Origin of the sequence: Micromonospora sp. CA-248212 (genome assembly GCF_050948405.1) — a bacterium.
Taxonomy (GTDB): domain Bacteria; phylum Actinomycetota; class Actinomycetes; order Mycobacteriales; family Micromonosporaceae; genus Micromonospora.
In genome coordinates this window covers 4,065,673-4,082,423 of record NZ_CP192023.1, presented here as the reverse complement: position 1 = coordinate 4,082,423, position 16,751 = coordinate 4,065,673, and the positions used below count along the sequence as shown (strand labels likewise).

Below are 16,751 nucleotides of genomic sequence, written 5' to 3'. Positions count from 1 at the left end.
AGATCGGGCGCGATCCGCCGCCGATGCTGGCACAATGGCCGGCCTGCCGACCGGGGGAGTGACCGTGACGTCCAGCGAGGACCGTGTCCAGCCGAACGAGACCACCGTGCCGCTGCTGCCCTGCCCAGCGCCCGAGGAGACCCTGGCGTTCTGGCGGGCCCTCGGTTTCGAGGTGACCTACGAGCAACTGCGACCGTACGTCTATCTGGCGTTCCGGTTCAGCGGGTTCGACCTGCACTACGGCCCCGCGCCGAAGGACCTCGACCCGGCCCGGGAGCAGTCCGGCGGCGCCCTGGTCATGGTCGACGCGGTCGCGCCGTACCACGCGGCGTTCGCCGACGCGATGCGCCGCGCGTACGGCAAGGTGCTCGTCAAGGGCCTGCCCCGGATGACCCGCTTCCGGGCGGGAGCGTCGCGGTTCAGCATTGTCGACCCGTCGGGCAACACCATCGTCTTCATCCGCCGCGACGAGCCGAAGGACGTGGAGTACGGAGGGTCGTCCGAGCTGCAGGGGCTGGCCCGGGTGCTGGACAACGCGCGGATCCTGCGCGAGTTCAAGACCGACGACCGGGCCGCCTACCGGGCGCTCGACTCGGGGATGCGCCGCCGTGCCGACGACGCCCCGGTGGTCGAGCAGGCGATGGCGCTGGCCGCGCTCGTCGAGTTGTCGGTGGCGCTGGGCAAGACCGACCGGGTGCCCGAGTGGGGGGCCCGGCTGCGCGCGCTCACGTTGACGGAGTCGGAGCGTACCCAGGTGGCGGCCTATGTCGCGGACCCGGCCCTGCTGGAACCGTTCTGGTCCGATCCACGGTGACGCGGCGACCGGGGCCGGGCCCGGCCCGGCCCCGGTCCGGTCAGCGGTTCGCGGAGCTGCGGTGGAACAGCGCCGTCACGCCGGCCAGCAGGACGAGCAGCAGACCGGTGAACCAGTTCATGGCCGTGATCGTGCTGACCGTGCGGGTGGCGATCCCGATGCCGAGGGCCGGCAGGCTCATCCCGAGGTAGGCGATGAGGAACAGCCCGGCCAGGGCCTCACCGCGCCGGGCCGGCGCGGCCATCGCCGCGACCGTGCCGACGGAGGCCTTGAACAGCACACCCGCGCCGACGCCGGCGAGCACGCCACCGAGCAGGAACGCGGTCAGGCTCGCGGTGTGCATCCCCACCAGCACGACGGGCACGCCGACGGCCTGCGCCAGCAACCCGAGCCGTACCTTCGCCGGGGCGGGCAGCCGGGTGGTGAGGCTCTGCGCCACGGCCGCGCCGCCGAACACGGCGAACACGACCGCGCCGGCCAGCGCCCGCGACGGCAGGTGCAGGGCGCCGGCGACGAAGCCCGGCGCCACGGAGGTGAACAGGCCGAACACGGCGAACGACGCGAAGCCGGCGGCGGTCGCCGCCACGTACCCGGCGGGGTCGCCGTGGTCGGCGCTGATCCGCTGCGGCCGGTAGGTGGGCCGGACCGGCCGCTCCAACACGGTCTCCGGTGTCGCCGCGACCGCCACGAGGCTGACGGCCAGCAGCACGGCGAACACCAGGTACGGGGTGCGCAGCGGCGCGTCGACGTACTGGGCGAGGACGCCCGCGACCAGCGCGCCGACGCCGAGGCCGCCGATGTTCGCGGCGGTGGAGACCACCTCGAAGCGCTGCCGGGACGCGCCGGGGCGGTGCGCCGCGTGCAACTCCTGGAGGTACGCGGTCGCGGTCGCGGTGATCATGCCGATGCCCAGCCCGCTCACCAGGCGGGCGACCAGCAGCACCGGCAGGGACGCGTCGCCCAGGAACAGCGCGGCGGCGACCAGTTCCAGGGCCAGCGCCGGGATGAGGATCTTCTTGCGGCCGACCCAGTCCGACACGTGCCCGGCGAGCAGCAGGCTGATCACCACACCCACCGCGTACGCCGCGAACACGATCGTGACCGTGAACGTGGAGAAGCCGTCCCGCGCCATGTAGAGCGGGTACAGCGGGGACGGAACGGTGCAGAACGCCATCGCGGTGAGGAACGCCAGGGCGATCGCCCAGAAGCCACGGCCGTGGCGGGATGATCCTTCGCCGGGGCCAGCCGGGGCGACGGGCCGACGGGAGGGCAGGGTCGTTGACGACATGAGCCCACTGTCACCCCACTCGATCATCACGTCCAACGAAAGTTGACGCTAGTCACCATCGCTGCGAGTGATACTTGGGGCGTGGAACTGCGTCAGCTCGAGTACTTCGTCGCGGTGGCCGAGGAGCAGAACTTCACCCGCGCCGCCGCCCGCCTGCACGTCGTCCAGTCCGCCGTCTCGGCGGCCGTGAAGACGCTCGAACGTGAACTGGGCGCACCCCTGCTGGACCGCAACTCCAAACGCGTACTCCTGACCGACGCCGGCGTCGCGCTGCTGCCGCGCGCCCGCATCGCCCTCGACGCGGCCCGCGACGCCCGCGACGCGGTCGCCGAGGTGCACGGCGGCCTCCGGGGCACCCTGCGCATCGGCACCATGACCTCGATCAGGCTCCTGCACCTGCCGGCCCTGCTCGGCGAGTTCCACCGCCGGCACCCCGGAGTGCTGCTGCACACCAGCGTCGCGCCGTCCGGCTCCCAGGGGCTCATCGACGCGCTCACCGAGCGCCGACTCGACCTCGCCTTCGTCTCGCTGCCCGGCACGCCACCGGCGCAGATCCACCTCACCGAGCTGGCCCGGTCGGTGATCGACCTCGTTGTGCCGGACGGTCACCCGCTCGCCGCGAACGAGGCGGTGTCGCTGCGCGACCTCGCCGGTCTCGACTTCATCGACTCTCCGATCGGCTACGGCAACCGCACCGTGACCGACCGGGCGTTCGCCACCGCCGGCCTGTCCCGGCGCGTCACCATCGAGATCCCCGACATCGCCACCGGCGCCGACCACGTCCGGCACGGTCTCGGTATCGCCCTGCTGCCCCGCTTCGTCGTCGCCGACGCTCCCGGAGTCCGCACCCTGACCGTCACCGACGCCGACCTGGACTGGACCGCGTCGCTGGCCACGCCCGTGGACCGCCCGGTCGGCGCCGCAGCCCGCGCCCTCATCGCCCTGACCGGCGAGTTCCTGCCCTGATTCGCGCCGCGGGGCAGTCGTGCCCCCGCGCGGCGCGAATCAGAAGGGCCACTGCTCGTCGGACCCGGCCTCGATCAGCGGGATCATCGCGAACGCCGCGTCGGACAGCCCGCCGAACGTGTGTCGCCTGGTCGCCGTCGATGTGTGCCCGACCCGGTATCCGGCCAGGTTCCAGGTGTACACGGGCACCTCCGCCGGCACCGACGCGGCCACATCCGCCGACCCGTGCCAGTGCGCCTGCTCGTCGGTGAGGATGATCAGCCGGTCGTGTGCGCCGAAGTGCTCCCGGACCGCCTTCTCGGTGTCGGTTCCCCGGCCGAGGAAGTAGCCGCCCTCCCTGAACCGCCGCACCGCCGCGAGGACCGACTCGCCCGCCACCGAGGGGAACACCCGGCTGTGATCGGAGAACGACACCACGGTGGCCGCCTGCGCGCGGGCGGCCAGCGCGAGACCGAACACCGTGGCGGCGTCCCAGCAGCACAGGGTGCCGTCCTTGCTGAACGCGCTCTGCATCGAGCCGGACGTGTCGATGAGGATCAGCGTCCGTCCGTTCAGGGCGGGAACGTTCGCGAGGGCGTGCTGCAAGGCCTTCTCCAGCGGGTACGCCCAGCGTAGGCTCGGTGCCGCGTTGTACGCCGACAGGAAGCGCATCGGCAGTACCCGCGAAGTCGCCACCCGCGCCGGGTCGGAGAGCGTGGCCGCCACCGTCTCCGCGACGGCGTCGCCGACCCCGGCCTGGTCGAAGTTGCGCAGGTTACGCAGCAGCGCCAGGTAGCCCATCGTCGGGATGACGGACTCCCACGCGGCCGCGTCCATCGCCCGCTGTCGCCAGCCGGCCAGGGCCTCCCACGTCATACCCGCCTCGTCCAGCACGGCCCGGTCGGAGACCTCCCCGCGCTGCTCGACCGGCATCGCCATGAGCGCGTCCCGCGCCCTCAGCATCCGCAGGGACTCCGGGACCGGGTTGTCCCGATGGTGCCGCCGATCCAGCGCGTGCCGGAACAGGTCACCCTGTCGCTCGTCCCTCGCGGTGGGGTGGGTCAGGTCGATGACGTCACCGAAGCGCACCTGACGGCCGACGGAGTCGTACTTGAGCAGGCTCCGCTCGGTGTAGAGCCGGACCGCCGCGTCGGCGATGCCCCGCTTCACCGGCTTGGGCAGTGCCCGGCCGTGACGAGCCAGCCAGTACGCGAGCGCCTCGCCCGGCTCGTCGGCACGCTGCAACGCGGCGTCGACGACCGCGCGCGAACCCGGTATGCCGGCCGCCACCTGGGCGCGGGCGCCCTCGACGGCCGCCACCACGGACGCCGAGCGCATCATCGCGCCCATCCGCAGCCACGACACGAACCGGCCGAACCAGTCGGGATCAGCGACCGCGACGGTGGCGACCAGGTCCCGGAAACGAGCGTCCCGATCGGTGGAGCCCTCGTAGAAGGTGGCCTCGCCAACCATGTTCGAGACACCGAGAAGGAACAGTTCGAGGCGCGGCTCACGGACGAAACCGGGGGCGCCCTCGGCGGTCACCGGCCGCTGCTGGCTCGTGCGCGGCTTGAGGTTGAACTTGGCCATGACGTCCCCCACGTCGGTCGGCCGAGAAGGCGCCACCACCACGCACACCCGAGATCAGAGTCGGCCACGGAACAGTCCGCCGTTCTGTCCGTTGAACTACCCACCCGAAGGTGTCGGGGGGATTCGAACCCCCATCTGCGGATCCCGAAGTAACCGTTGCCTGCGCACCGGGTGTGCGTGTGGTCGCGCTTCCCGAGATCGAGGTCGGCGACGGAGGTCCTTCACCGGGGCCGGAACCCCTCCAGATGTAACCGTCGCCTACGCACCGGGAAGTGCGGTCACGACCGTAGCGGCGGTGGCGCCGGGCGGGCAACGGAGTTTGTGATCACGTTACGAGCGCCCTGCGTACGCGCCGCACGCCCGAGATCAAAGGTGGACACGGCTTCGCGGGTTCGAACCGCAGGCCCTTGCCGGGCCGTTACCAGAAGTAGCCGTATCCGTCGCACCGGGCGTGCGGCGAGCGCACCTCCCGAGATCGAAGCGGCGACGGCGACCGGCCCTCGCGGGCCAAGGTGACCTAGGCCGCTGGTCGACGCCACCCGAAGTGGCGGTGGGATTCGAACCCCCGTCTCCCCGTTTGAAGCGGAAGTAGCCGTTGCCTGCGCACCGGGAAGTGCCCCACGACGGTAGGCCCGCGTCGCCACACCAACAACCCATTTCGCAGCCTTGTCGAGGGCGGTACGTGGCTACAGCATCGCCAGCGGAACGAGCTGCACGGTGTCGACGCCGTCGAGTTTCCTCAGCTCGGACACTCCCGCGCCCTTCTTGTCCAAGGGCATCTCGAACCGCCAGGACTCGTGTCCCATCTGCGGATCGAGCTGCGTGGTCAGGTCGCCCTTGCCCTGGCAGCGCTCACGCAGACGTTCGTACGCGGCGGCCCGGTCCTCGAAGGCGATCGACCGGGCGGTCGGCAGCGCCCGTACCGCCTGCTCCACGGCGGTCCGCTGCCCGTCGGTCACGGTCGGCTTCACCCGGACGACGATGCCGATCCGCGAGGGCAGGGGATCGACGTCCGCGACCTTGAGGACGACATCCGTGACGCCCGCGACGTCGGCCATCACCAGCTCGACCGCCTCGGCGATCGGCGCGTCGGTGACCGTGGCGTGGAACAGTTCCGGCAGGTACTCCGGTTTGATCTCCGCCAACAGGTCGGGGCTGTCCTTCAGCGCCTCCTTCTCTCGCGCGTACGCCTGCTCGCGGTTCTCGAACGTCACCTGTTCGACGCTGGGCATCGACCTCAGCCGCTGTTCCACGGTGGTCTTCCGGTCCGCCGTGATGTCGTGTTCCAGGAAGACGGTCAGGGCGACCTTCGTGAACTCCGCCGGCTTCGGGGGCTTCGAGGTGCAGGCGGACACGGCGAGCAGGAGGACCAGTGCCAGGGCTGGGGCGAGGCGACGCATGGGCGGAGATCGTAACGATCATTCGCGGGCGCCGCCGTCCATTGTCGGCCGATGCCCCTGCCGCACCGGTGCACGGCAGGGCAGGGTGGGCGGGAGTCCGAAGAGGCCGAACAGCGCCGGGTCGACGAACGTCACGCATCGCCGGATCAGGCCGTCCGTCACGCTGAAGAGTTGGAGCGAGTGCGCGCGGACGCGACCGGTGTCCGGGTCGGGCGCGTAGGCCGCCAGGGCCGTGGAGCTGTTCGCCGCCACCGGCAGAAGATGCCACCCCGTCCCCCGCATGCCGAAGACGCGTTCCAGGAAACGCTGATAGTGCGATCTGCCGGCGAGCCAGAGCGCCACCGGAGGCATTTCCAACACGACGTCGTCGGCGAGTAGGCGGGCCAGACCGGGCACATCAGCGGCCTCGAACGCCGCCAGATAGCGCTCGACCACGGCACGTTCGTCGGGGTCGGCCGGCTCGCGTAACTCCTCCAGCGTCGGACCGGCGGCCCGCAGCGTCGCTCGGGCCCGCTGCAGACCGCTGTTCACCGAAGCCACACTGCCGCCGAGGATCTGCGTCACCTCCACGGCCGACAGTTGCAGCACCTCCCGCAGCACCAGCACCGCGCGTTGTCGAGCGGGCAGCAGTTGCAGCGCCGCGACCAGGGCGAGCCGCAGACCCGCCCGCTGTTCAACGGCGTCGGCGGGATCGCCGAGCCGCGAATCGGGGAACGGCTGCAACCAGGGGATGTCGAGGCGGGGGAGCAGCGGGGCTTCCGGATCGCCGGCCGGGTCCAACCCGCTCGGCAGCGGCCTGCGCGCGCGTCCCGCCAGCGCCGTGAGGCAGACGTTCGTCGCGATCCGGTGCAACCAGGTGCGCAGCGACGACAGCTGCGGGTCGTACCGGTCGGTCGCCCGCCAGGCGCGCAGCAGCGTCTCCTGCACGAGGTCCTCGGCCTCGTCGACCGAGCCGAGCATCCGGTAGCAGTGCGCCAGCAGGTCGGCGCGGTACGCCTCGTACCGTTCGTCCCGGTCCTGCGCCGCCGCCTCGACCACACCGCAGAGCGTACGCCGCACCACCGTCGAGATTTCCCAGCCGAGGCCGATGAGTTCGGGGCGCGGCGTCGGTAGGTGTGCGGTAGGAGCGGTCCGCGGTGGACCGCCACGGCGGGAGGAATCCGCATGGGCGACATCATCGTCATTCAGTTCGCCACGCTGGACGGCGTGGTCTCCGACCCGGACGGGCGCTGGGGCACCGACCACGGTGGGTGGGCGTTCCGGTACGGGCCAGGGCCGGTCAGCGACGACAAGTTCCGCCTCGGCGCCCGGATGGAGCAGGGCGTCCAGCTCTACGGCCGGCGCACCTGGGAGCACTTCGCCCAACTGTGGCCGAAACGCGATGGAGGCTACGCCTCGCTGATGAACGCCGTGCCCAAGCGGGTGGCGACCACCACCGGCATCGACGCGGCGGCCTGGTCGAACTCGGCCCCGATCGACGGCGACCCGGTGGCCTGGGCGGCGGACGAGCGGACGCGGCGCGACGTCGTGGTGATCGGCAGCCTGAGTTTGGTCCGGACGCTGGCGGCCGCGGACGTGATCGACGAGTACCGGCTGATCACGTTCCCGACGATCGTCGGTGCGGGCGAGCGACTGTTCGCGCCCGGGGCGCGGGCCGACTTTCGCTTCAAGGAGGTGGAAGCCGTCGAGGCAGGCGCGTTCACCGTGCTGCGCCGCGAGCGCTGAGCACCGTTCCAGAGCCTCGGGGATGCCTGGCCGAACCCTGGATCAGGCGTCCCCGAGGTGCATCGACAGCGCCGCCACGGTCGAGACCGCCAGCTCACGATCGAACACCTCGTCGCGCGGCACGAAGACCATGGCCTGCCCCTCGCCGAGCACCACGTCCTTCTGCCGCGCGGTGGTGGCGCCACGGAACACGTGCACCGTCACGGTGTGGGGAAAAGCGGCCTCGTACGGACGTGGACCGCTCCACAGCAGGTGCAGCTCACCGGCTGTCAGGCCCGTCTCCTCCAGCAGCTCGCGGCGGGCCGCCTGCTCGGGCGACTCGCCGGGCTCAACGTGGCCGCCAGGAAGGCTCCACTGGTTCGGCGAGACGGGCGCGTGCTCATCGCGATGCTGCATGAGCACGGCTCCGGACGGATCGACGAGCAGAACGAGGGCGACGTCGTAGGTGGCCACCACGAGACCATTTCACCCTGCCCGACTCCTGTCACGCCGCTCCTCCGCTCTGCTGCCCACCGCGTCCGCCGTGACCGTGACCGGCAGGGCTTGCGGTGGACGCTGGGCCGCTGTCAGGCGGGTGGCATCGCCTGGTTCGGAGGGCTGCGCCGGCCGCGCGCCGTGTCCTCGGCGGCGAGCGCCGCGAGGACGAGCGTCGTGAAGGCCAATGGCACCTCCGGCGGCAGGTGGACCGCAACGGGGGACAGGGCGGCCAGGACGAAGGCGAGGACGAGCGCCACGGTACGACGGGGCGTGAACCCGTAGGAACTGGTGGCGGTGAAGGTAATGCCCATGGCCAGGATGATCTCGCCGAGCGCGATGATGAAGACCTGCCGGTAACGCTCGGCGATGTGGGTGGCGGTGATCTCCAGGGCCGCTCCCCGCTCATGTCCGAGCCGGCTCGGGGTGGGCCAGCGGTCGCGCAGCAGTGGCCGCTGCGGTGCGTGGCGATTCATCGCAGTCATCTCAGCACCCGCGCTGGTCTTCGTAACCTGGATCCGCCAGACTCCCCGGTATGCGTGATCGTTCTCGCCGGTGGGCGTGGGTCGGTGTCCTCCTTGTCGGGCTGATCCTCTACGTGGCGGTGCTGCGGACCCTGGTCCGCACCCAGAATCCGAACTTCGTGCCGGCGCTGATCCTGCTCGGCGCGACCCTGGCGCCCCTGACGTTCCTGACGTTCGCCCAGGCCCGTACCGGGCGGTGGCAGGTGCCGGCGTCGGTGCTGGTGACGTCGGCGTTCTTCGGTGGGGTGATCGGCACGGTGGTGGCCGGCACCCTGGAGTACGACACCCTGCGCGGCCTCGGTGGGCTGCCCATGCTGTTCGTGGCGCTGATCGAGGAGTCGGCCAAGCTGATCGTCCCCGTGGTGCTGTTGTTCACGGCCCTGGCCCAGCATCGCCGTCGGGTGCCGTCCGACGGTCTGGTCATCGGCGTGGCGGCCGGCATGGGCTTCGCCGCGCTGGAGACGATGGGGTACGCCTTCACCGCCCTGCTCAGCTCGAAGGGCAACATCGGCGCGGTGGAGCAGACCCTGTTCATCCGGGGGCTGACCGCGCCCGCCGGGCACACCGCCTGGACCGGGCTCACCGCCGGCGCGCTGTGGGCGCTGCTGGCCACCCCGAGCGTCCGCCGCCTGTTCGGGTTCCTGGGCACCTTCGTGGGCGTCGTCGTCCTGCACACGCTCTGGGACACCTTCACCGGTTCGTTCGTCTTCGTCGCCGTGGCGATCGTCAGCATCGGCTGGCTGCTCTGGGAGCTGCGCCGCTACCGGACCTTCGGCGACCATCTGGCCGCCGGGCATCCGTAGTCGACGACCCCGTCCACCATGCCTCCCTCGGCCGCCGTGACCCGGCCGGGGGAGGCATCGCTCTGCTGATCTCGCTGCGGCGGGCCCGTCCGCTCAGCTACTGTCGGAGTATTCATATTTTGGGTCTTTCGTCGGGAAGGTGCAGCGATGGGGGTGCGCCGCTGGATCGAGAGCTGGCCGCTCTATCGCCAGCTCAGCGGCACCGACCCGCTCGGTCGCGGCGCCGCCGCCAAGTCGGCCCGATCCCGGTCGCTGACCGCCCGCACCGAGACCGCCGAGAGTGTCGCGCGGTCGGTGTGTCCGTACTGCGCGGTGGGGTGTGGTCAGCGGGTCTTCGTCGCCGACGGGCAGGTCACGCAGATCGAGGGTGACCCGGACAGTCCGATCTCGCGCGGTCGGTTGTGTCCCAAGGGGTCCGCGAGCAAGAGCCTGGTGACGAGTCCGCTGCGCCAGACGACGGTCCGCTACCGCCGTCCGTACGGCACCGAGTGGGAGGACCTGGACCTCGACACGGCGCTCAACATGATCGCGGACCGGGTCCTGGCCGCCCGGGACGAGACCTGGGAGGACGTGGACGAGCAGGGCCGGCCGTTGCACCGGACGCTGGGGATCTCCAGCCTGGGTGGGGCGACGCTGGACAACGAGGAGAACTACCTCATCAAGAAGTTGTTCACGGCGATGGGGGCGTTGCAGATCGAGAACCAGGCGCGTATTTGACACTCCGCCACCGTCCCCGGTCTGGGGACCAGCTTCGGTCGCGGCGGCGCCACCCAGTACCAGCAGGACCTGTCGAACTCCGACGTGATCATCATCCAGGGTTCGAACATGGCCGAGGCGCATCCGGTCGGGTTCCAGTGGGTGATGGAGGCCAAGCGTCGGGGCGCGAAGGTGTTCCACGTCGACCCGCGGTTCACCCGCACGAGCGCGGTGGCGGACGCGTACCTGCCGATCCGGGCGGGCACCGACATCGCCCTGCTGGGTGGGGTGATCCGGTACATCCTCGACAACGAGCTGGACTTCCGCGAGTACGTCCTCGCCTACACCAACGCCGCCACCATCGTGACCGACGACTTCCAGGACACCGAGGACCTGCACGGGCTCTTCTCCGGCTTCGTCGAGGCCAACGCCAGCTACGACCAGAGCAGTTGGCAGTACGAGGGCGCCCCGGAGAACATCTCCACCCGGGACACCGAGACGCAACGGGAGACGGCGGCGGGGCTGGAGCACGAGTCGCACGGCGCACCGGTGGGTGGGCAGACCCAGCGGGACGAGACGTTGCACCATCCGCGCTGCGTCTATCAGATCCTCAAGCGGCACTACGCCCGCTACACGCCGGAGATGGTGGAGCGGGTCTGCGGTATTCCCCAGGAGAAGTTCCTGGAGCTGGCGCGGGCGTGGACGGAGAACTCGGGCCGGGAACGCACCGGGATGCTTGTCTATTCGGTGGGTTGGACGCAGCACAGCGTGGGCGTGCAGTACATCCGTGCCGGGGCGATCATCCAGCTCCTGCTGGGCAACGTGGGCCGTCCGGGTGGCGGGGTCATGGCGTTGCGCGGGCACGCGAGCATCCAGGGCTCGACCGACATCCCGACCCTGTTCAACCTGCTGCCCGGCTACCTGCCCATGCCCCACCACGCCGACCACCCGACCCTCGACGAGTGGATCGGCAGCATCGCCCATCCCGAGCAGAAGGGCTTCTGGGGCAACGCGCGCGCCTACGGGGTAAACCTGCTCAAGGCGTACTGGGGTGACGCGGCCACCGCCGAGAACGACTACTGCTACGGCCACCTGCCCCGGATGACCGGCGACCACGGCACGTACCAGCAGGTATTGGACATGATCGACGGGAAGATCAAGGGGTACTTCCTGCTCGGTCAGAACCCGGCCGTCGGGTCCGCGCACGGCCGGGCGCAGCGTCTCGGCATGGCGAACCTCGACTGGCTGGTCGTGCGGGACCTGTTCATGATCGAGAGCGCGACCTTCTGGAAGAACGGTCCGGAGATCGAGACGGGCGAGATCGTGCCGCGGGAGTGCCGCACCGAGGTGTTCTTCCTGCCCGCCGCGTCGCACGTGGAGAAGGAGGGCACGTTCACGCAGACCCAGCGGCTGTTGCAGTGGCGGGAGAAGGCCGTCGAGCCGCCGGGCGACGCCCGCTCCGAGCTGTGGTTCTTCTACCACCTGGGCCGCCGACTGCGGGAGAAGCTGGCCGGCTCGTCGCTGCCGCGCGACCGGGCGCTGCTCGACCTCACCTGGGACTACCCCACGCACGGTCCGCACGCGGAGCCCAGCGCCGAGTCGGTGCTGCGCGAGATCAACGGGTACGACGTGACGACCGGCCGACCGTTGGCAAGCTATACGGAGATGAAGGACGACGGCTCCACGGCGGGGGGCTGCTGGATCTACACGGGGGTGTACGCCGACGGCGTCAACCAGGCCGCCCGCCGCAAGCCCGGCGCGGAACAGTCCCTGGTGGCGCCCGAATGGGGTTGGGCCTGGCCGTCGAACCGGCGCATCCTCTACAACCGTGCCTCCGCCGACCCGGACGGCCGCCCGTGGAGCGAACGCAAGAAGTACGTCTGGTGGGACGCGGAGAAATCCGAGTGGACCGGCTACGACGTGCCGGACTTTGAGAAGACCAAGGCGCCCTCGTACCGGCCCCCGCCGAACACCTCGGGCGTCGCGGGCATCGCGGGCGACGACCCGTTCATCCTCCAGGGCGACGGCAAGGGTTGGCTGTACGCGCCCAGCGGCGTCCTGGACGGGCCGCTGCCCACCCACTACGAGCCGGTCGAGTCGCCGGTGCGCAACCCGCTCTACCGCCAGCAGGCCAACCCGACCCGCAAGGTCTACATCCATCCGATCAACAACCTCAACCCGAGCCCACCGGAGCAGCACAGCGACGTCTTCCCGTACGTCTTCACGGTCAGCCGGCTCACCGAGCACCACACGGCCGGCGGCATGAGCCGGACCGTGCCGCACCTCGCCGAGCTGCAACCGGAGATGTTCGTCGAGGTGTCGCCCGAGCTGGCCGCGCACCGGGGACTGACTCACCTGGGTTGGGCGCACCTGGTCACCACCCGCGCGGCCATCGAGGCACGGGTCCTGGTGACCGACCGCGTGACACCCCTGCGGGTTGACGGTCGGATCCTGCACCAGGTGTGGCTGCCGTACCACTTCGGGTTCGAGGGTCTGGTGACCGGCGACTCGGCCAACGACCTGTTCGGCATCACCCTCGACCCCAACGTCCTCATCCAGGAGAGCAAGGTCGGCACGTGCGACGTACGGCCCGGCCGGCGACCGAGAGGACAGGACCTGCTGGATCTTGTCCTGGACTACCGGCGACGGTCGGGCAACCTGAGCCACCGCTATCCGCCGCTGGTCACGACCGACGTCGCCGACAGCAGCAGCGACCAGGAGGACTGAGCGATGCCGCATGCCAACGCCCTGTACGGGCCGCTCGATCCGGCGCCGGACGCGGGTTATGTGGACGCGCCGCAGCGGATGGGGTTCTTCACCGATACGAGTGTGTGTATCGGGTGTAAGGCGTGTGAGGTGGCGTGCAAGGAGTGGAACGACGTCCCGGGAAGTGGTCTGGATCTGTTGGGGATGTCGTATGACAACACGGGTGCGTTGACGGCGAACTCGTGGCGGCATGTGGCGTTCGTGGAGCAGCCGCGCCCACTCGGTGGGACCACCCCGGCGTTCGCCGGGTACCCGGACGGGCCGGCGGTCAGCCCGGCGACGGCGGCCGTCGGGGCGCGGACCGCCGCCGACACCGGCACCGACCCGGGTCTGGCACCTGGCGAGCCCGCTGCGGCGACCCGCATGTCGGGCGGCCCGGAGTTCCTGGGTATGCCGGGGGCGCAGCCGCCGGGGCGTGGTTCTGGCGCGGAGGGTCGGAGTGATTTTCGGTGGTTGATGATGTCGGATGTGTGTAAGCACTGCACGCATGCGGCTTGTTTGGATGTGTGTCCGACGGGGTCGTTGTTCCGGACGGAGTTCGGGACGGTGGTGGTGCAGGAGGACATCTGTAATGGGTGTGGGTACTGCATTTCGGCGTGTCCGTACGGGGTGATTGATCAGCGTAAGGGTGATGGTCGGGCGTGGAAGTGCACGTTGTGTTACGACCGTCTGGGTGTGGGGATGACGCCGGCGTGTGCGCAGGCGTGTCCGACGGAGTCGATCCAGTACGGGCCCCTCGATGAGTTGCGGGAGCGGGCGGCGGTGCGGGTGGCGACGTTGCACGGCCGGGGTGTTCCCGAGGCCCGCTTGTACGGGCACGACCCGGACGATGGTGTGGGTGGTGACGGGGCGTTCTTCCTGCTGCTGGACGAGCCCGAGGTGTACGGGCTGCCGCCGGACCCGGTGGTGACCACCCGGGACCTACCGGCCATGTGGAAACACGCCGGCATCGCCGCCCTGACGATGGCCGCCGTCACGGTTGGCGCGTTCCTCGGCAGGCGGTCATGACGCGCGAGCAGCTGACCGTGCCACCGGCCGACTTCAGCTCCTACTACGGTCGGCCGATCCTCAAGGCGCCGGTGTGGAAGCGCGACATCGCCGGATACCTGTTCACCGGGGGCCTCGCCGCCGGCGGCGCCCTGATCGGCGCGGGCGCCCAACTGACCGGACGTCCCGAGTTGCGCCGGGTGGGCCGCTGGACGGCTCTCGGCGGCACCCTCGCCAGCGCGTACCTGCTGGTGCACGACCTCGGTCGGCCGGCGCGGTTCCACCACATGCTCCGGGTCGCCAAACCGACCTCGCCCATGTCGATGGGCACCTGGATCCTCACCGCGTTCGGCCCGGCCGCCGGGGTGGCCGCGGTCGCCGAACTCGCGCCACGGCTGCCACGGCACGGTGTGCTGGGCCTCGCCCGTCGGCTGGCGCCCGGCGTCGGTGACATCGCCGGTCTCGCCGCGGCGGCCACCGCTCCGGCACTGGCCACGTACACCGGGGTCCTGCTCGCCGACACCGCCGTACCGGCCTGGCACGACGCGTACCCCGATCTGCCGTTCGTCTTCGGCGGCAGCGCGCTCGTCGCGGCCGCCGGGGTCGGCCTCATCGTGGCGCCCCCCGCCCAGACCGCCCCGCTGCGCCGGCTCGCCGTCGCCGGCGCGGCCCTCAAGCTGGTCGGTGGTCACCGGATGGAGCGGCTGCCGGTCACGGGCGAGCCCTACCGCAGCGGTCACAGCGGTCGCCTGGTCCGGGCGGGCAACGTGTTGATCAGCGTTGGCGCGGTCGCCGCGCTGCTCTCCCGACGTAGCCGGTTCCTGTCGGTGCTCTCCGGCGCGGCCCTGGTGGCCTCGTCGGTGGCCACCCGGTTCGGGATCTTCGAGGCCGGATCGGTGTCCGCGCGCGATCCGAGATACACGGTCGTACCCCAGCGGGAACGCCTCGCCGGCGCCGGCCGGCGCTGACCGCCCCGCGCGGTGAGCGCCGGCCGCTCCGGCCGCCTCAGCCGGTGAAGAGCTTCGCGGCCGTGCTGACGGTCTCGACGATGCCGTAGCCGAGCAGCACCGCGACGAGCAGCCACGACAGCCAGAGCCGCCCGGTCTGATCGCCGACGTGTTCGGGCACGGGTGGTGTGCTCTGCGGGCCGAGGGCGACCGGCTCGGTGACGCTCGCCCGGGCCACGGGCGAGGCCGACCCCCGGTCCGGCTCGTGGAACCGGTCGGGGACGGCACGGACCAGCAGGTTGGCGACGAAGCCGATGGCGAGCACGCCGACCATGGTGAACAGAGCGGGCCGGTACGCCGACGCGGTGAGCGTCCCGGGCTTGCCCTGGGTGTCGAGGATCCGGTTGACGATCAGCGGGCCGGCGATGCCCGCCGCCGACCAGGCGGTCAGCAACCGCCCGTGGATGGCGCCGACCTGGAAGGTCCCGAACAGATCCCGCAGGTACGCGGGCATGGTGGCGAAGCCGCCGCCGTAGAAGGAGATGATCAGAGCGGCGATCAGTACGAAGAGCGCCGTCGCCGCGTGCCCGGCCACCGCTAGCAGCGCGTAGAGCACCATGCCGACACCGAGGTAGACCAGGTAGATCGGCTTGCGGCCGATCACGTCGGACGTCGTCGACCAGACGAACCGGCCGGCCATGTTGAACAGCGACAGCACACCCACGAAGCCGGCCGCCGCCGACACCGACACGGCGGTGGACCCGTTGTCCCGGAAGAAGTCCTGAATCATCGGGCTGGCCTGCTCCAGGATGCCGATGCCCGCCGTGACGTTGCAGAACAGCACGATCCACAGCAGCCAGAACGAGCGGGTGCGTACGGCGTTGGACGCGGAGACGCTCGCCCTCGTCACCAGCGGTCGGGCCGCGACCCGATCGGGGTCGAACCCGGCGGGCCGCCAGTCGGGCGGTGGCACCCGCACGTTGAACGGACCGAACATCATGATCACGAAGTAGCCGATGCCGAACGTGACGAACAGTCCCACGAGGGCGGACCCGGACGCCACCGCCGCCGGGTTGGCCGGGTTGTAGTCGGGGTCGTAGAGCGACAGCAGTTGGCGCGCGAGTGGACCGGCGACCAGAGCGCCACCGCCGAACCCCATGATCGCCAGGCCGGTGGCGAGTCCCGGCCGGTCCGGGAACCACTTGATCAGCGTGGAGACGGGCGAGATGTAGCCGATGCCCAGTCCGATGCCGCCGATGACGCCGTAGCCGAGGTAGAGCAGCCAGAGTTGCTGGGTCGCGATGCCGAGCGCGCCGACCAGGAAGCCGGTGGCCCAGAAGCAGGCGGAGACGAACATCGCCCGGCGCGGGCCGTTGCGCTCCACCCACCGGCCGCCCACCGCCGCCGACGATCCCAGCATGACGATGGCGATGCTGAAGATCGCCCCGATCGCCGTCTGGCTCGCGTCGAAGTGCGCGATGAGCGAGTTCTTGTAGACGCTCGTCGCGTAGACCTGACCGATGCACACGTGCACGGCCAACGCCGCGGTCGGGATGAGCCAGCGGCTGTATCCCGGGGGAGCGACGGTGTGCCGGGGATCGAATACCGACAGCATGGAACTCTCACCTCCTGCGGCTGAGCGGGCAGGCGGCGGGCGCGTCCGGCGTTCGCCGTTGATCGGCTGTAGTTCACGTTACGTGCCCGTACGGCGCTCCTCCCGGATACGGGAAAACACGCTGACCCGGGCCGTGGCGGTCGGCCCGTGCTGACGAACTGCCTGAATCAGGCGGCA

14 protein-coding genes are annotated in these 16,751 nt (G+C 70.7%); 7 read left to right on the top strand and 7 right to left on the bottom strand.

Annotation, left to right across the window (positions count from 1 at the left end; genetic code table 11):
- Positions 1-64: 64 nt before the first annotated feature.
- Positions 65-814: a glyoxalase gene (locus ACQP03_RS19510; RefSeq protein WP_433457825.1), complete on the top strand. Its 750-nt coding sequence runs from the start codon at positions 65-67 to the stop codon at positions 812-814.
- A 40-nt stretch (positions 815-854) separates the two neighbouring features.
- Here the strand turns inward: ACQP03_RS19510 and ACQP03_RS19505 are convergent, their stop codons facing one another.
- Complete coding sequence (locus ACQP03_RS19505) at positions 855-2,102, bottom strand: MFS transporter (protein ID WP_433457823.1); 1,248 nt, start codon at positions 2,100-2,102, stop codon at positions 855-857.
- A gap of 81 nt (positions 2,103-2,183) precedes the next feature.
- Here ACQP03_RS19505 and ACQP03_RS19500 point away from each other — a divergent pair, with 81 nt between their 5' ends.
- Positions 2,184-3,068 carry a LysR family transcriptional regulator gene (locus ACQP03_RS19500; RefSeq protein WP_357133174.1) on the top strand — a complete coding sequence of 295 codons (885 nt, stop codon included), beginning with the start codon at positions 2,184-2,186 and terminating at the stop codon, positions 3,066-3,068.
- 39 nt (positions 3,069-3,107) lie between these two features.
- Here the strand turns inward: ACQP03_RS19500 and ACQP03_RS19495 are convergent, their stop codons facing one another.
- The 3 genes from ACQP03_RS19495 to ACQP03_RS19485 all read right to left on the bottom strand — a co-directional run bounded on the left by ACQP03_RS19495 (position 3,108) and on the right by ACQP03_RS19485 (position 7,075).
- Entirely contained in the window at positions 3,108-4,637 is a 1,530-nt protein-coding gene (locus ACQP03_RS19495) for a TROVE domain-containing protein (protein ID WP_357398552.1), read from the bottom strand.
- A 686-nt stretch (positions 4,638-5,323) separates the two neighbouring features.
- Complete coding sequence (locus tag ACQP03_RS19490) at positions 5,324-6,037, bottom strand: permease-like cell division protein FtsX (protein ID WP_357169391.1); 714 nt, start codon at positions 6,035-6,037, stop codon at positions 5,324-5,326.
- 18 nt (positions 6,038-6,055) lie between these two features.
- Positions 6,056-7,075 (bottom strand): RNA polymerase subunit sigma-70, encoded by a 1,020-nt coding sequence (locus tag ACQP03_RS19485; protein WP_363661396.1) that lies wholly within the window; start codon positions 7,073-7,075, stop codon positions 6,056-6,058.
- 126 nt (positions 7,076-7,201) lie between these two features.
- On the opposite strand from ACQP03_RS19485, the gene ACQP03_RS19480 reads away from it, so the two are divergent.
- Positions 7,202-7,762, top strand: coding sequence for a dihydrofolate reductase family protein (locus ACQP03_RS19480; protein WP_357133182.1), 561 nt, complete (start codon positions 7,202-7,204; stop codon positions 7,760-7,762).
- A 42-nt stretch (positions 7,763-7,804) separates the two neighbouring features.
- Here the strand turns inward: ACQP03_RS19480 and ACQP03_RS19475 are convergent, their stop codons facing one another.
- On the bottom strand, positions 7,805-8,215 hold the full coding sequence (locus ACQP03_RS19475) for an NUDIX hydrolase (RefSeq protein ID WP_357133185.1): 411 nt from the start codon (positions 8,213-8,215) through the stop codon (positions 7,805-7,807).
- A gap of 113 nt (positions 8,216-8,328) precedes the next feature.
- The gene (locus ACQP03_RS19470; protein ID WP_363661395.1) at positions 8,329-8,712 is read right to left on the bottom strand and encodes a low temperature requirement protein A; all 384 of its coding nucleotides are present in this window, start codon (positions 8,710-8,712) and stop codon (positions 8,329-8,331) included.
- Positions 8,713-8,771: 59 nt separating this feature from the next.
- Here ACQP03_RS19470 and ACQP03_RS19465 point away from each other — a divergent pair, with 59 nt between their 5' ends.
- The 4 genes from ACQP03_RS19465 to nrfD all read left to right on the top strand — a co-directional run bounded on the left by ACQP03_RS19465 (position 8,772) and on the right by nrfD (position 14,980).
- Entirely contained in the window at positions 8,772-9,563 is a 792-nt protein-coding gene (locus ACQP03_RS19465) for a PrsW family intramembrane metalloprotease (RefSeq protein ID WP_357133189.1), read from the top strand.
- 147 nt (positions 9,564-9,710) lie between these two features.
- Positions 9,711-12,986 (top strand): formate dehydrogenase, encoded by a 3,276-nt coding sequence (gene fdh / locus ACQP03_RS19460; RefSeq protein ID WP_363661394.1) that lies wholly within the window; start codon positions 9,711-9,713, stop codon positions 12,984-12,986.
- A gap of 3 nt (positions 12,987-12,989) precedes the next feature.
- Positions 12,990-14,033, top strand: coding sequence for a 4Fe-4S dicluster domain-containing protein (locus ACQP03_RS19455; protein WP_357133193.1), 1,044 nt, complete (start codon positions 12,990-12,992; stop codon positions 14,031-14,033).
- On the top strand, positions 14,030-14,980 hold the full coding sequence (gene nrfD / locus ACQP03_RS19450) for an NrfD/PsrC family molybdoenzyme membrane anchor subunit (RefSeq protein ID WP_357133195.1): 951 nt from the start codon (positions 14,030-14,032) through the stop codon (positions 14,978-14,980). The genes ACQP03_RS19455 and nrfD overlap by 4 nt, the downstream gene beginning before the upstream one ends.
- A gap of 37 nt (positions 14,981-15,017) precedes the next feature.
- On the opposite strand, the gene ACQP03_RS19445 is transcribed toward nrfD, so the two are convergent.
- Positions 15,018-16,574: an OFA family MFS transporter gene (locus ACQP03_RS19445; RefSeq protein ID WP_357133197.1), complete on the bottom strand. Its 1,557-nt coding sequence runs from the start codon at positions 16,572-16,574 to the stop codon at positions 15,018-15,020.
- Positions 16,575-16,751: the final 177 nt, after the last annotated feature.